Here is a 15,868-nt window from a genome sequence, read left to right as displayed (position 1 = left end):
TCCTTGATGATGAATGGGGGTGGTTTATTGCACGGCGCCCGCGTGGTAGACGCCCGGTACGGGCTCGCCCGTCACTTCCAGCACGCCAACGGCGCCCTTGCCGGCGCGCGACAGCGCATGGTCGACCAGCAGATAGCTGCCCGGGTGCTGTACCTTGAGTTCGACGATGGTCGCGCCGCCCGGTGCCACGAGGGTGGTTTGCACGTCGTGTTTCGGGCTGCTGATGGAGCCTTCGCTATATACCTTGTCGAAGATCTCGCCGATGATGTGGAAGGATGAAATCTTGTTCGGGCCGCCCACGCCGAAATAGATGCGCACCGTCTCGCCGACCTTCGCCTGCAATTTGTGCGTCTTGCTCAGGGCGCCTACTTCGCCATTGAAGACGTAATAGTCGGGCAGTTCATTGGCCATTTTTTCCAGGTTAGGTTCCTGGTGCACGGGCGCGCCGTGCGGACGGCCCGTGTACATTTCGCCCTGCATCACGTAATACTCGCGGTCCACTTTGGACAGGCCGCCTTCCGGTTCGACCAGGATCATGCCGTACATGCCGGCCGCGATATGCTGCGGCACCAGGGGCGTAGCGCAGTGGTACACATACAGGCCAGGATTGAGCGCCTTGAAGGTGACCGTTTTTTCCTGCCCTGGCGCCACCTGCGTATGCTGTCCGCCGCCATGGCCGCCCGTCACCGCGTGCAGGTCGATCGAGTGGATCATCTTGCTGTCCTTCGCATTGAACAGGGTCAGTTCCACCGTGTCGCCCACCTTGGCGCGCAGCATCGGACCGGGCACTTGCCGGTTGAAGGTCCAGTAAGTAAAACTGGTGCCGTCATCGAGCTTGCCCGGCAGCTCCACCGTCTCCATGCGGTACTTGAGCAACTGCGGCGCGCGCGCGCCGATGGCGGCCGGCACGGAGGCCGGGTTGGCAGCCACGCTGACAGCCGAGGGATCGGGACCGCGCATCGGCGACGGCGCGGGCGTGTACAGGGCCAGCGCGGCGGCCTGGCTGGACTCGTTGGCCGCGCTACCGGTGCCAGCAGCCTTCGGTGCTCCGGCTTCGGCCTGCGACGTCCCGCTCACTTCCAGCTTGCCTTCCATGCCGATCTGGCGGTGGCCGGGGATCGAGCAGTAATAGGTGAACGTGCCGGCGCGCGTGACCTTGAAGCGCACGCTGGTGCTGCCGCTACTGGCGCTGAATTTGGCGGATGCCACGTTGAGTTCCGGGATCAGCAGATCGTGCTCGGCGCCTTCGCCGCTTTTCAGCACCAGTTCGACCGTGTCGCCCACGTTCGCCGCCAGCACGGGATTGACCTGGCCCTTGGCATCGATGAATACCATCTTGCCGTCGACGATATTGGTTTGCAGTTCATAGCGCTTGAGCGCGGCGGCGGCAGAAAGTTTGGCCGCAGTAGCGGCAGCGCTGGCCGGCAGGCTAGCCTGGGCTTGCAGGGACAGGGGCATGGCCAGGACGCAGACGGCGGCGGCAATGGCGCGGAGGGAGGGAGTCGTTTTCATCAAGCTTTCCTTGGTCTTGTATGCCGGTTCGGCACTCTTGTCTAGGCAAACCGTGTGCCAGGAAAAACTTGTTTTAAATCAACGATTTGAAAAATGCAGGGTCGTAATGACCCATGTTTGCCGTGGTTCCTTGTACCCTGCATGGTACTTATGACCACCACCGCCATCCACCTGCTGCTACTCACCGATCTGGTCGCCGACCTGCCCGTGGCCGTGCGCCTGCAGCGCCTGGTAGGCAGCCTGCGCGCGCACTTCGGCTGCGAGGCCGTGGCCTTGCTCAAGCTCGATGGCGAGCACCTGCGCCCCGTGGCGATGGCCGGCCTGGCCAGCGACGCGCTGGGACGCCGCTTCGCCGCCGCCGACCACCCGCGCCTGGCCGCCATCCTGCAGCGGCGCGGCGTGCTGTGCTTTCATCACGACAGCTCCCTGCCCGATCCCTACGATGGCCTGATCGCCGAGCGGGCGGGCGAGCCGCTGCCCGTGCACGACTGCATGGGCATGGCGCTGGACCTGGAAGGCGAACGCTGGGGCGTGATTACGCTCGACGCGCTACAGGTGGGCACCTTCGACGCGCGCGCGCAGCGCGACCTGGGCGAGCTGGCCTGCGCCATCGAAGCGGCCGTGCGCGTGACCCGCCTGGAGACGGAAATCCGCGCCCTGCGCCTGTCGGGCGGCGCCATGCTGGCCGATGCGCAAGCGCCGCGCGAGGAACACGACTTCGTGGGCCAGAGCAGCGCCATCATGCAGCTGCTGCACGAGCTGCAGGTGGTCGCCGAATCGGACCTGCCCGTGCTGCTGCTGGGCGAGACGGGCGTCGGCAAGGAACTGTGTGCGCACCGCCTGCACCGGCTGTCGCGCCGCGCCGGCAAGCCCCTGATCCACGTCAATTGCGCGGCCTTGCCCGAATCCCTGGCAGAAAGCGAATTGTTCGGCCATGTGCGGGGCGCGTTTTCCGGTGCCGTCAGCGATCGGCCCGGGCGTTTCGAGGCGGCCGAAGGGGCACCCTGTTTCTCGATGAAGTGGGAGAGTTGCCGCTGTCGATACAGGCCAAGCTGCTGCGCACCTTGCAAAATGGCGAAATCCAGCGCCTGGGCGCGGACCGGCCGCGCCGGGTCAACGTGCGGGTGATCGCCGCCACCAACCGCAGCCTGCGCGAGCATGTGCGCGACGGCTCGTTCCGCGCCGATCTGTATCACCGTTTGTCCGTGTATCCGGTGCAGATTCCGCCGTTGCGCGAGCGGGGCAATGACGTGCTGCTGCTGGCCGGCGGTTTCCTTGAGCTCAACCGCGCGCGCCTGGGGCTGCGCAGCCTGCGCCTGTCCGCCGCAGCGGAAAACGCCTTATGCCATTACCGCTGGCCGGGCAATGTGCGCGAACTCGAACATGTGATCAGCCGGGCCGCGCTGAAAGCGGTGATCCGCGGCGCGGACCGCAAGGACATCGTGACCCTGGAAACGGATATGCTCGACCTCGATGCGCTGGAGACGCCAGCCGGTACGGACACGCTGCCGCCAGTGCCAGGCGCGTGCGGCACGCCGGCGGCGCCGCTGCTGTCCATGCATCAGATCGTGGAAGCGAGCCAGCGCCAGGCCATCCGGCAAGCGCTGCTCCTGCATCAGGATAACTGGGCCGCCGCCGCGCGCCAGCTGGGACTGGACGCCAGCAACTTGCACAAGCTGGCGCGCAGGGTGGGACTGAAGAACAACTAGGCAAACCTACTGCGCGTCATGATTTGCGGCCGCCGATGCTCACTGCCTCGGCGTCACCGTGCATTCGCACAGCCACGCGTTTCGACCATAACTCAGCGCCGCTCGCTACGGTTTTGTCAGGTGTGAGAAAAACGAATGGATCCGGCGATACCGCTCAGCGGTGAATGACCAGGGTGGTCGGCAAGCTGTGCAGATAGGCGGCCAGGTCCTTGATGTCCTGGTTGCTCAGCGGTTTCACCTGGCCCGTCATGATGGCGTTATTGCGGCCATTGGCCTTGTCGCCCCGTTTATACGCCGTCAAGGCGTGTTCCAGGTAATCCTTGTGCTGGCCCGCCAGTTTTGGGTACGACGGATCGATGGGCGAGCCGTAATCCTTGCCGTGGCAGGTGGCGCAGCTGTATTTTTCGGCCAGAGCCTTGCCCGTGTTGATATTGCCGGCGGCGCTGGCGCCGAACGAGACAGTGGCGCATACGAGGGCGGCGAGTAGTGTTTTCATCATCTGGCTGGTCCTCAGTTCGGCTTGGCTTGTTGCGCATAATACGCGGCGACATCGGCGATATCCTGGTCGGACAGGCTGCTGGCGATGCCCTTCATGCTCGGGTGCTTGCGGTCGCCCTTCTTGTAGGCTTGCAGCGCATTCTCGATATATTTTGCCGGCTGGCCACCGATCATCGGCACCTGGAACACTTCGGGGAAGGTCGCCTTGTAACCGGGAATGCCGTGGCAGCCGATACACATTTCCACCTTGGCAGGGGCTGCCTTGGCGTTTCCTACAATGTCAGCCGCTGTGACGGCATTTGCTATGCCGGCAAGCACGAGAAGTGCAAATATTTTTTTCATAGTGGCAATGTGAACAAAGGTAATCGGAGAAACGCCAGAGCTGGTTTTTATTGATCTTATGTGTTGACAATTAAGGTTGACAATTAATCTGCTGCTTGCCGATTCTAGCCAAGATATTCTTGCAAGTCCACCTATAAAACCCGCATTGTAGGCAGGCAGGCACAGCCCGTCCGCGTGGCGGTGCGCCACAGTTCTGTTTATACTCTCCATTTCCCTACTTTGGCAGACCGCTCATGCAAGCACAGCACACCCAGCAAGGCCAACGCTTCGAAGGTTCCGACAGCTATGTTGCCACCGCCGACCTGAAACTGGCCGTGAACGCGGCGCTGACCCTGCAGCGCCCGCTGCTGATCAAGGGCGAACCGGGTACGGGAAAGACCATGCTGGCAGAAGAAGTGGCCGCCGCGCTGAACATGCCGCTGATGCAATGGCATATCAAATCGACTACCAAGGCGCAGCAGGGCCTGTACGAATACGACGCCGTTTCGCGCCTGCGCGATTCCCAGTTGGGCGACGAGCGCGTGCGCGACATCCAGAACTACATCGTCAAGGGCGTGCTGTGGCAGGCATTCACGGCGCCCGAACCGGTGGTGTTGCTGATCGACGAGATCGACAAGGCCGACATCGAATTCCCGAACGACCTGCTGCGCGAACTGGACCGGATGGAATTCTATGTCTACGAGACGCGCGAAATGGTCACGGCGCGCCACCGCCCGCTGGTCATCATCACCTCGAACAACGAAAAGGAATTGCCGGACGCCTTCTTGCGCCGCTGTTTCTTCCATTACATCAAATTCCCGGACAAGGACACGATGGAGCAGATCGTCGCCGTCCACTACCCACACCTGAAACAGGAATTGCTAGCCCAGGCGCTGCAAACCTTCTATGAAGTGCGCGACGTGCCAGGCCTGAAGAAAAAACCCTCGACGTCGGAACTCCTCGACTGGCTCAAGCTCCTGCTGGCCGAGGACATCCCCTTTGACGCGCTGCGCAGCAAGGACAACAAGGCGGTCGTGCCGCCCCTGCATGGCGCGCTGCTGAAAAACGAGCAAGACGTGCATCTGTTCGAGCGCCTGATGTTCATGTCGCGCACCAACCGCTAAGGAGCTCCGGTGAACGACATCAGTCCGGACAAAGTCTTCGTGCCCCTGGAACTGCACGGCATCCGCCTCGAAGCGCTGGCGCCGCACCACGCGCCCGGCCTGCGCGCGGCGGCTACGGATGGCGAACTGTGGAATCTGCGCGTTACCTCCGTGCCCGAACCGGACCAGGTGGACCAGTACATTTTCAAGGGAATCGAGATGCGCCCCGCGCGCTTCGCCTTTGCCGTCATCGACGTGGCCAGCGGCGAGGTGCTCGGCACCACCAGCTACCACGACGTGGTGCCAAGTATTGGGCGCCTGGAAATCGGCTACACCTGGTATGCGAAGCGCTGCCAGCGCAGCCACGTCAACACCACCTGCAAATTGCTGCTGCTGGCGCACGCCTTTGAGGCCCTCGGCTGCGCGCTGGTGGGTTTTCGCACCGATAATTTCAACCATGCCTCGCAGGCGGCCATCGAGCGCCTGGGCGCGAAAAAGGATGGCGTGCTGCGCCACCATGCGCTGCGCCGCGACGGCACCGTGCGCGACACGGTCATGTACAGTATCACGCGCGGCGAGTGGCCCGAGATCGCCGCCCACCTGCGTTACAAGCTGGCGCAGCGCCCTGTCGCCGCGCTGCCTTGCGCAGGAGGCGAAGGGACCGCGGCAGGGACAGAGGAAGCGCCATGCTGATCGATTTCTTCTTCACGCTCAAGGATGCGAAGATTCCCGTCTCGATCAAGGAATTTTTGACCCTGCTCGAAGCGCTGCAAAAGAACGTCATCGACGCCTCCATGGACGATTTCTACTATCTGGCGCGCCTGACCCTGGTCAAGGACGAAGCCCATTTCGACAAGTTCGACCGCGCGTTTGCCCAGTACTTCAAGGGCGTCAACGCGGCCTTTGACACGAACGCGGCGATTCCACTCGACTGGCTGCTCAAGCGCATGCAGCGCGAACTGTCCGAGGAGCAGAAGACGCAGCTGGAGAAATTCGGCTACGACAAGCTGATGGACCGCCTGAATGAGCTGCTGAAGGAACAGAAGGAACGCCACGAGGGCGGCAGCAAGTGGATCGGCACGGGCGGTACTTCGCCGTTCGGCAATGGCGGCACAAATCCGGAAGGTATCCGCATCGGTGGCAAGGGAGGCAACCGCACGGCGGTGAAAGTGTGGGAAGCGCGCAGCTACAAGGATTACGACGGCGAGCGGGAACTGGGCACGCGCAACATCAAGGTGGCACTGCGCCGCCTGCGCAAATTCGCGCGCGAAGGCGCGGAAGACGAACTGGCCCTGGACGCCACCATCGCCGCCACGGCCAACAACGCGGGCTACCTCGACATCCGGATGCGGCCCGAACGCAAGAACCGCATCAAAGTACTGATGCTGTTTGATGTGGGCGGCAGCATGGACGACCATATCGAGCGCACCGAGGAACTGTTTTCGGCGGCGAAGACGGAATTCAAGAACATGGAGTTCTTTTACTTCCATAACTGCGTCTACGACACCCTGTGGAAGAACAACCGGCGCCGCAATGCCGAGCGCTTTCCCACCTGGGACGTGCTACGCAAGTATCCGCCCGATACCAAGCTGATTTTTGTCGGCGACGCCACCATGAGCCCCTATGAAATCCTGCAGCCGGGCGGTTCGGTCGAATACAACAACGAAGAAGCGGGATCGACGTGGCTGGCACGCTTTACCCAGGCGTTCCCGAAATTCATCTGGCTCAATCCCGAGTCGGAGGGATTGTGGCAGTACCGCCAGTCGATTGGCGTGATCCGGCAATTGATGAACAACCGCATGTTCCCCCTGTCGATCGACGGGCTGGAACGGGGCATGCGTCTGCTCAGTAAATAAAAGCACGCAACAAAAAGTCCATGGCGGCAGGGGGCCGCCATGCCGTACACTGCGACACGAAACTACCGTGCGGAGCATCTCCGCTGCGGGCGGGTACCATACGCTGATACCAGCCCTGCCCTAACCTGCTGCATCCTGTGCGCGGCCGCCATGGCTGCGACACTGTTCGATTGCGCACATCGTGCGCGCCTTCTGCTCCGGTAGAATCGGCGCATCGCTCTGCGCAAACTATGCACCATCGCTGCACCACGACCTTGCCGCGCCAGCCCCGTGCTGCCGGCCGGTGCCAGCGCCATTTTCAAAGGAATGAGCATGCAAAGTCTGATCTCGATCGCCGCCGACCTGTCCTGGCCGTTCGCCATTACCCTGGCCTGGGTGGTGGGCGAATTCGGCCACCGCTGGACTGGCCTGCCACGCATCAGTTTTTATGGCGTGATCGGTTTCGTCCTCGCGCAGACGCAGGTAGGCGTACTGCCGCAGACGGACGCCGGCCCCATGCTGGTGCTGGCCGACGTGGCCTTCGGCCTGATCCTGTTCGAGGTGGGCTACCGCATCAACCTGCGCTGGCTGAAGAACAATCCGTGGATCGCCGTCACGGGCCTGGTCGAATCCTTGCTGACCTTTGCCGTTGTCTACTTCATCGGCATCGAATTCGGCAGCACCTCGATGACGGCGCTGCTGCTGGCCTCCCTGGCCATGTCCACCTCGCCGGCCACCATCATGCGCGTCATCAACGAGGAACGCAGCTCAGGCCAGGTCACGGAGCGCATCGTCCACCTGACGGCGCTCAACTGCGTGCTGGCCGTCTTCACGTTCAACATCATCGTCGGCTTCTGGATGTTCCAGAGCTCCACCGACCTGATCGAAGCGAGCAGCAGCAGCGCCGCCGTGCTGGCCGCCTCCGTGGCCGCTGGCACCGTCTTCGGCATCGTCGTGCCGGCCATGCTGCGCCGCCTGGGCAATATGGCGCAGGATGCCACCGTGGCGTTTGCCCTGTCAGTGATGCTGCTCGTCGCCCTCACCTACACCACCAGCCTGTCACCGCTCCTGGCCACCCTCACTTTTGGCCTGGTGGCGCGCCACCGCCGCGTCGCCTTCAGCCAGGCGCAGCGCAATTTCGGCGCATTGGGCGAACTGCTGACGGTGCTGCTGTTCGTCTATGCCGCCTCGACCCTGGAATGGGCCAGCGTGACGGCCGGCGCGGGCCTGGCCCTGGCCGTCGTCGGCGGGCGCCTGCTGACGAAAGTCGTCGGCGTGGCCGCGTTCTCGCATGTGAGCGGCATTTCCTGGCGCAAGGGCGTGCTGACGGGCGTGGCCCTGACGCCCGTCTCCGTTTTCATCATACTGCTGCTGGAACACGCGCGCCAGCACGGCGTGAACTTCGGCGACGAATTGAACGCCCTGGCCGCTGTCACCCTGGGCCTGGAACTGGTCGGGCCCGTGCTGGTGCAGCGCGTGCTGATGCTGGCCAAAGAAACCCATGAAATCAAGGAGCGCTAAATGCCGCTGGAACCCTTTGGCCAATCGGCCGCGCTGACCTTCGGCGTCGAACTCGAACTGCAACTGGTGAACCTGTCGGACTATGATTTGACGGCTGCCAGCCCCGATCTGCTGCACCTGCTGAATAAAAAACCGTTCCCGGGCAACGTCACGCCGGAAATCACTGAGAGCATGATCGAGATTAACTCGAGCGTGCACACGCATCACGGCCCCCTGCTGGAGCAGTTGCAGGAAATCCGCGACACGCTGATCACGGCCGGCGACAAGCTCAATATAGGCATTGCGGGCGGCGGCACGCACCCGTTCCAGCAATGGTCGTCGCAAAAGATCTTTTCCAAGCCCCGATTCCAGGAGATTTCGGAACTGTACGGCTACCTGGCCAAGCAATTCACCATCTTTGGCCAACACGTGCACATCGGCTGCGCCTCGGGCGATGACGCCATGTTCCTGCTGCATTCGCTGAACCGCTACATCCCCCACTTCATCGCCCTGTCAGCGTCTTCGCCCTACGTGCAGGGGCGCGACACCCTGTTCGATTCGGCCCGCCTGAACTCCGTGTTCGCGTTTCCCATGAGCGGGCGTGCGCCTTTTACACTGAGCTGGGACCAGTTCTCCAACGAGTACTTCGCCAAGATGGAGAACACGGGCATCATCAAGAGCATGAAGGATTTTTACTGGGATATCCGCCCCAAGCCGGAGTTCGGCACCATTGAACTGCGCGTATGCGACACGCCGCTGACAGTGGAGCGGGCCGCCGCGCTGGCCGCCTACCTGCAAGCGCTGTGCCGCTACCTGCTCGAACGCAAGGAAGCGCCGCCGGTGGAGGACGATTACCTCGTATACAACTACAACCGCTTCCAGGCTTGCCGCTTCGGCCTCGATGGCGCCATCACGCATCCGAAAACCTATGAGACGATGTCGCTGCGCGAAGACATCATGACCACCCTGCGCAAGATGGAGCCGCATGCCGAGGCGCTGGGCAGCACGCCGGCCTTGAAACACCTGTCGGACGTGGCCAAGCAATGGAGTGACGCGCAATACCTGCGCAAACAGCACAGCCTTCAGGGCAGCGCCGAGGGCATGGTCGACTCGGCAATCCGATGTTTTCGCGGTGAGCCGATGAATTATTGACGCTGCACAGCATGAAAACGTAGGTCGGATGAGCGGCGTAGCCGCGTAATCCGACTGGCGCCGCCAACAATGTTGTCGGATTACGGTCCTTCGGACCTAATCCGACCTACGCGCTGACGCAGCAACGCGCCAAAAAACCACACCCCGCCTCCCCGTCATTTACAGCCCCCACCCCCGCTTGTTACAATAAGTGAGAATGATTCTTATTATTGTTTAAAAACACCAGTCCACCCGGACCGGCCATGCAAGGGGAACGCGATGCCGCTGGCAGAGCCGCTACGACGCCAGGACATCGCGACACTGTATGCCAACCACCACGGCTGGCTGCAGGGCTGGCTGCGTAAAAAACTCGGCAGTACGGCCTGCGCAGCCGATGTGGCGCAAGACACCTTCATGCGCCTGCTCGACCGCGAAGACGCCGTCGCCGCGCGCGAGCCGCGCGCCTTGCTCGCCACTGTCGCGCAACGCGTGCTGTTCAACCATTACCGTCGCCAGAAGCTGGAACAGGCCTACCTGGACGTGCTGGCGCAACTGCCGCCCCTGCACACACCGTCGCCGGAAGATCGGGCAATGCTGCTGGCCACCGTGTTTGAACTCGACTGCATGCTCGACGGCTTGCCGCCCCCCGTGAAACGGGCTTTCTTGCTACGCCAGCTCGACGAGCTGCCGCAGGAAGACATCGCGCGCCAACTCGGCATCTCGCTGGCCACAGTGAAACGCCATCTGCAGCGGGCCGGCAGCGCCACCCAGGCGTGGCAGCAGCTGCAAGCGCAGCACGAGCATCTGCCGCCCGCCATGCACGCGACCCTGCTGCGCGCCTGCGTGCAGGCGAATGCGCCGCGCCGCCATGCCGTCAAGACCCTGGCCCTGCTGCTGACCTGCGGCGCCTCGCTGTATGCGTTCGAACGCCGCAGCCCCTGGCGCGACTGGACAGCCGATTACCGCACGGGCGTCAACCAGCACCGCGTTGTAACCCTCGATGATGGCACGCAGCTCACGCTCAACACCAGCAGCGCCGTGAATGTCGATTACAACGGCGCGCAGCGCCGTATTGAACTGCTGGCCGGTGAAATTTTCATCGCCACCGGCAAAGATGCAGTACAACGCCCCTTCTTCGTCGACACGCGGCATGGCAGCCTGCAGGCGCTGGGCACGCGTTTCACCGTACGCCTGCACCAGCAATACGCCAGCGCCGGCGTGCTCGAAGGCGCCGTCGCCGTGCTGGCCGGCGATGGCGCACAGCGCCTTGTGCTGCATCCAGGCGAAGGCGCCCATTTCGACGGCACGAGCTGCCACCGCCAGGCGCTGGCACCGTATGGCGGCGCATGGCTGAACGGCATGCTGGTGGCGCGCGACATGCGCCTGGCCGATTTCCTCGCCGAGCTGTCGCGCTACAGCGACCATCCACTGGGTTGTACGCCCGCCGTCGCCAACCTGCGCGTGTCCGGTTCCTACCCACTGGCCGATGTGGGCGCCATCCTCGACGCCGTCAGCGCCAGCCTGCAACTGCGGCGCAATACGGTCACGCGCTTCTGGGGCAATCAGGTGGTGCGCATCGAATTGGCGGCCCACTGAAGAATATTTTCAGCAAAGTGAGCTGTTTCGCCGTGCTCGCGTGACTTGGTAGATAGGCAGTCTCCATCTTGCGCATCCACGAAAGGTTTTATTCCATGTACAACGCTTCGCGTTCCCTCCTTACCCGCACCGTCCTGGCCTGCGCCCTGTCGCAGATCGGCATGGCCCTGGCCCTGCCGGCGCCAGCCCTGGCACAAAGCCAGCAAGTACGCGTCTATGGCATCCCCGCCGGCCCGCTCGGTGACGTGCTGACGCGCTTCGGCAGCGACAGCGCCATTTTATTGTCGTTCTCCAGCGAGGCTACGCAAGGCTTGCGCAGCGCCGGCCTGCAAGGCAGCTATGACGTACAAGACGGTTTCCGCGTGCTGCTGGCCGGCAGCGGCCTGCAAGCCGTGCCGCAATCGAATGGCGGCTACCTGCTGCAAAAGATCCCCGCCAGCGCCAGCGCACCCACGGCGGACAGCCGTGGCGTGACCGTCATGAGCGGCGTCACCGTGGTGGCGGCGGCCGAGCGCAGCGCCGCCACCAGCGGCACGGGCAACTACACGGGCGGCCCCGCCAGCGGAGCCACGGGCCTGGCCTTGACGCAGCGTGAAACGCCGCAATCGCTGACCATCGTCACGCGCCAGCAGATGGATGACCAGAACAGCAATGCCGTTTCCGACGTCATGAAAAACGTCAATGGCGTGAGCGTGCAAAACTATGACAGTGACCGCTGGAGTTTCCAGGCCCGCGGCTTTTCTGTTACCAATTTCCAGTACGATGGCGTGTCGGCCATATATGACGGCGTCTACGACTGGGGCACGACGAATAGCGACATGGCCATCTATGACCGCATCGAAGTGCTGAAGGGCGCTACGGGGCTGATGAGCGGCTCGGGCGACCCATCGGCCACCGTCAACATGGTGCGCAAGCGCCCCACCGCCCACTTCGAGGGCTCGGCCACCCTGGGTGCCGGCTCGTGGGACAACTACCGCGGCGAAGCCGATATCTCCGGCCCCCTGAATGACAGCCGCACGCTGCGCGGCCGCCTGGTGGGCGCCTACCAGGACAAGCACTCCTACCTGGACCGCTACACGCAGCAGAAATCCGTCGCCTACGGCATCATCGAGGCGGACCTGACACCAGTCACCTTGCTGACGGCCGGCTTCACGCACCAGGATTACAAGCCACGCGGCTCCACCTGGACGGGCTTCCCCTTGCTGCTTTCCGATGGTTCGCGCACCGATTTCCCCACCGCGTGGAACCCGGCTACGGACTGGAGCCGCCGCGACATGCAGAACACCACTCTGTTCACGTCGCTGGAACATAGCTTCGCCAACGAGTGGAAAATGAAATTGAGCGCCAACCAGTTGCGCAGCAAGCATGACAGCGTTCTCGGGTCGGCCAGCGGCGGCAACCCACGCCCCGACACAGGCGAAGGTAGCTATTTCTTCATGGGAAAATACAAGGGCGACCGCCGCCAGAGCACAGTCAACGTCGACGCCAGCGGCCCGTTTACCCTGTTCGGTCGCCAGCATGAAGCAATGATCGGCTATTCCACCTCGACGGCCAAGCAGGATGGCCCCGTCTACGAATCGATCTATCCACCCCTCGATGGCAGCTATTTCCACTGGCGCGGCCAGTATGCGGAACCGGCCTTCAAGCGCCTGGGTAACGACAACGACCGCACGCGCCAGAGCGGCCTGTATGGCGCCGCGCGCCTGCATCCCGTCGATGCGCTGTCCATCATTGTCGGCGCGCGCGTCAGCAACTACAAGCAGGAACAGGACCGCACTTTCTTCGACGCCGGCACCGCACGCATCACCTCGCGCATCGAAGAAAACAACGTCATCACGCCGTATGCGGGCGTCGTGTATGACCTCGACAAGACATACTCCGTGTTCGGCAGCTACACGAGCATCTTCGCACCGCAGAGCAATCGCGACATCAACCGGCGGTTTCTATCGCCCGTGCGCGGCAAGGGGTTTGAAGCGGGTGTGAAAGCGGAATACCTCGACGGCAAGGTCAATGCCAGTGCCTCCCTGTTCCAGATCCGTCAAAGCAACGTGGCCAGCTCTGTGGGCGAAGTCAACGGCGAAGAAGCGTATAAAGCCATCGACGGCGTCACCAGCCGCGGCGTGGAAATGGAGGTGACGGGCGAAGTGGCCAAGGATGTGAAGCTGAGCGCCGGCTATACCTACACCCACGTGCGCGACGCGGATGGCAAGGACGTGTTTTCCACCATGCTGCAAACCACGCAGCCTGCCCACCTGCTGCGCGTGCAAGGCACGTGGCGCCTGCCGGCCAGCCTGGACAAGCTGACCGTCGGTGGCGGCATCAACTGGCAAAGCAGCTACGACGGCAATATCTGGAATCCCGCCATCGAGGATTATTCACGCATCAAGCAGGGCAGCTACGCGCTGGTCAACTTGATGGCGCGCTACGAGATCAGCAAGAACGTCACGGCCAGCGTCAACGTGAACAACCTGCTGGACAAGAAGTACTTCACGGGACTGGGCCTGTTCCAGACGGGCTTCTACGGCGAACCGCGCAATGTGATGTTCACCGTGCGCACGAAGTTCTGACGCGAAGTTCTCACTAAGCACCGTACAGCGCCAGCGCCCAGGCTGGCGGGCGCAATTCCAGCGCCAACGGCAGGTAAGCGGGATCGAAGCGCGCCGCCAGCAGGTACACATTGGCGGCGCCCTTCGGCTCCCAATTCCCCGTAAAGCCCTTTTCACCGGCCGCCACGCGCTTGCGGTCGAAGGGCACAGCGCTCTTTGCGAATTCCTCGTGCGTCTTTCTGCCCTGCGCATACGGCGCCAGCCAGGCCAGCGCCTCGGCCAGGCGCCGCGCTTCCGGCGCGTCATACCAGTCATCGCCATGCGCCTGCGCCATCAGAGCTGTCGTCAGCAGCGGCTCCAGGCTGTAGGTGGTGTAATGCAGGGCGTCGCGCTGCTCGAAGTCGAAGGGCACGCCGCCTGCGCCGATATTGCGCGGCACGTGCGCCAGGAAGCGCTCCTTCGCGCGCGCAATCAGCAAGGCCTCGCCCGTGACATACGCGGCGGCCGTGCCGATCTTGATGCGGTGGCTATGCCAGTTGTTGCGCGCCGTGGACGGACCGCCCACCTTGATGGGATCACTCAGATACCCCTGCGCCAGGGTGCGGCAGAACACGTGCACCTGCTCGCGCTCGACGCCGCTCAAACGCTCCTGTACCAGGTCAAAGCCCATCAACAGGCTGGCCAGCTCCGTCTCATCGACAGGGCTGAACGATGGCTGATAAGAACCGCTCCAGGTCAGCAACAGCTGGCGCGCTGCCTCGAAATGCGCCATCTCGCCCGACAGTCTCCAGGCCAGCGCCTGCAAGCGTGCCTGACGCCAGTCTTCCTGCGCCTGCTGGCTGGTCTCGCGCCCGCCCTCGCCCTTCAGCAAGCCGCCCGTGCGCACTTCGGCCATCAGGTGCACGGGCCGTGCTGCATCCTTGCGCGCCGCCTTGAGCACCTGTTCGGCAACGGCCGGCGCCACCCGCGCCTTGAGCGTGCGGGTGCGCGCCGCGGACATCAGCGCAAACGGCGGCGCGCTATCACGCGGGTGCGGCGCGGCGCGCAAACCGGCCAGGGGCAGCGCCAGCAGGCCGCCCAGCAAGGTGCGCCGGCGCGTAAAGTGCGCGCTCAAAACCGCGTTTCCCGCGCCGCGCGCAAGAAGTTATCGAGGATGGGCGTGCAGTCGAGCAACTCGACGCCGCCCGCCGAATGAAATTCCGGGTGCCACTGCAAGCCCATGACGAAGCGCGCCCGCTGGTAGCGGATGGCTTCGACGATATTGTCCCCTTGCGAATACGCTTCCACGGTGATATCGCGCCCCAGGTCCTTGACCGACTGGTGGTGAATGGAATTGACGAGCGCCTCGCCCGTCTTCGGGAACAGGCCCGCCAGGGACGAGCCTTTCGGGAAGACGATGGTGTGGCGGTGGCGGTCATACAGGTCGTTGACGTGGGAGGTCGCGCCATCCACGTCCGAGGCGATATCCTGGTACAGGGTGCCGCCAAAGCCCACATTGATGAGTTGGCAGCCGCGGCATATGCCCAGCACGGGCTTGCCGGCATCGACGAATTCGTGCAGCAGTTCCAGTTCGTACAGGTCGCGCGCGCGGTCGCCGCTCCATTCGGGCCGTGTGGCCGCCTCGGAATAGGTCTGCGGCGAGACGTCGGCGCCGCCCTGCAGCACCAGGCCGTCCAGGTGACGCGCATAGTGGCGCAAGGTGATATTGCTCGGGTGTAGCTGGCCACTGGTATTGACCGTCGGGATCATGAACACCAGCACGTCGCGCGACATGACCCATTGGGCGATCGACTCTTCCAGGTATTGCAGGTTCTTGCTGCGCAGGCCAGTGGCGCCCGGCTCCGGGTGGAAAATGCGTGCCGAGATGCCGATGCGCAGAGTACGCCGCATGAAATCGCGGCTGGCCTTGTCGCGCATCGAGCGGTAGCGCGACGAGATCACCCGCCAAGCCAGCGCCAGCGGCGTGTCGTTATCCTTCAGGTAGCGGGGCGCCGCATCGCGCGCACGGTGCTCATCATCGGGTGCCCTGCCGACCCGGTCGGGTCGCGCCGGCGGCGCTGGATCGGGGGAAGGGGAATGCTGGGGATCTTTTTCGTCTGACATGGTAAGGCTGACTG

The 15,868-nt window shown here is 63.3% G+C and carries 12 protein-coding genes and 2 pseudogenes; 9 read left to right on the top strand and 5 right to left on the bottom strand.

What is annotated here, in order from left to right; translation table 11 throughout:
- Nucleotides 1-24 precede the first annotated feature (24 nt).
- Nucleotides 25-1,512 (bottom strand): copper-containing nitrite reductase, encoded by a 1,488-nt coding sequence (nirK, locus tag C8C89_RS07840; protein WP_133989279.1) that lies wholly within the window; start codon nt 1,510-1,512, stop codon nt 25-27.
- Nucleotides 1,513-1,662: 150 nt separating this feature from the next.
- Here nirK and norR point away from each other — a divergent pair.
- A pseudogene (gene norR / locus C8C89_RS07835) lies at nt 1,663-3,221 on the top strand (nitric oxide reductase transcriptional regulator NorR).
- Nucleotides 3,222-3,375: 154 nt separating this feature from the next.
- Here norR and C8C89_RS07830 read toward each other — a convergent pair.
- Nucleotides 3,376-3,717 (bottom strand): cytochrome c, encoded by a 342-nt coding sequence (locus tag C8C89_RS07830; protein ID WP_071075485.1) that lies wholly within the window; start codon nt 3,715-3,717, stop codon nt 3,376-3,378.
- 14 nt (nt 3,718-3,731) lie between these two features.
- Nucleotides 3,732-4,061, bottom strand: coding sequence for a cytochrome c (locus tag C8C89_RS07825; RefSeq protein WP_046684254.1), 330 nt, complete (start codon nt 4,059-4,061; stop codon nt 3,732-3,734).
- Between the two features lie 233 nt (nt 4,062-4,294).
- Here C8C89_RS07825 and C8C89_RS07820 point away from each other — a divergent pair, with 233 nt between their 5' ends.
- From C8C89_RS07820 to C8C89_RS07790, 8 genes and pseudogenes are all read left to right on the top strand, one after another.
- Nucleotides 4,295-5,164 (top strand): MoxR family ATPase, encoded by an 870-nt coding sequence (locus tag C8C89_RS07820; protein ID WP_133989278.1) that lies wholly within the window; start codon nt 4,295-4,297, stop codon nt 5,162-5,164.
- Between the two features lie 9 nt (nt 5,165-5,173).
- On the top strand, nt 5,174-5,836 hold the full coding sequence (locus C8C89_RS07815; RefSeq protein ID WP_133989277.1) for a GNAT family protein: 663 nt from the start codon (nt 5,174-5,176) through the stop codon (nt 5,834-5,836).
- Entirely contained in the window at nt 5,830-6,999 is a 1,170-nt protein-coding gene (locus C8C89_RS07810) for a VWA domain-containing protein (protein ID WP_133989276.1), read from the top strand. The genes C8C89_RS07815 and C8C89_RS07810 overlap by 7 nt, the downstream gene beginning before the upstream one ends.
- 312 nt (nt 7,000-7,311) lie before the next feature.
- Complete coding sequence (locus tag C8C89_RS07805) at nt 7,312-8,499, top strand: cation:proton antiporter (protein ID WP_166674688.1); 1,188 nt, start codon at nt 7,312-7,314, stop codon at nt 8,497-8,499.
- Nucleotides 8,500-9,630 carry a YbdK family carboxylate-amine ligase gene (locus C8C89_RS07800; protein WP_101482803.1) on the top strand — a complete coding sequence of 377 codons (1,131 nt, stop codon included), beginning with the start codon at nt 8,500-8,502 and terminating at the stop codon, nt 9,628-9,630. It abuts the gene before it with no gap.
- Nucleotides 9,631-9,888: 258 nt separating this feature from the next.
- Nucleotides 9,889-10,371: pseudogene (locus tag C8C89_RS27265) on the top strand (sigma-70 family RNA polymerase sigma factor); the annotation flags it as partial.
- 54 nt (nt 10,372-10,425) lie between these two features.
- The gene (locus C8C89_RS27260) at nt 10,426-11,205 is read left to right on the top strand and encodes a FecR domain-containing protein (protein WP_243858275.1); all 780 of its coding nucleotides are present in this window, start codon (nt 10,426-10,428) and stop codon (nt 11,203-11,205) included.
- A 95-nt stretch (nt 11,206-11,300) separates the two neighbouring features.
- Complete coding sequence (locus C8C89_RS07790; protein ID WP_133989274.1) at nt 11,301-13,772, top strand: TonB-dependent receptor; 2,472 nt, start codon at nt 11,301-11,303, stop codon at nt 13,770-13,772.
- Between the two features lie 13 nt (nt 13,773-13,785).
- On the opposite strand, the gene C8C89_RS07785 is transcribed toward C8C89_RS07790, so the two are convergent.
- Entirely contained in the window at nt 13,786-14,865 is a 1,080-nt protein-coding gene (locus C8C89_RS07785; RefSeq protein ID WP_133989273.1) for an alginate lyase family protein, read from the bottom strand.
- Nucleotides 14,862-15,854, bottom strand: coding sequence for a type 1 glutamine amidotransferase (locus C8C89_RS07780; RefSeq protein WP_101482806.1), 993 nt, complete (start codon nt 15,852-15,854; stop codon nt 14,862-14,864). Before C8C89_RS07780 ends, C8C89_RS07785 begins: the two co-directional genes overlap by 4 nt.
- Nucleotides 15,855-15,868 lie beyond the last annotated feature (14 nt).

This window comes from Janthinobacterium sp. 75 (assembly GCF_004365495.1).
GTDB lineage: Bacteria > Pseudomonadota > Gammaproteobacteria > Burkholderiales > Burkholderiaceae_D > Janthinobacterium.
This window is presented reverse-complemented; position numbering and strand designations above follow the sequence as displayed.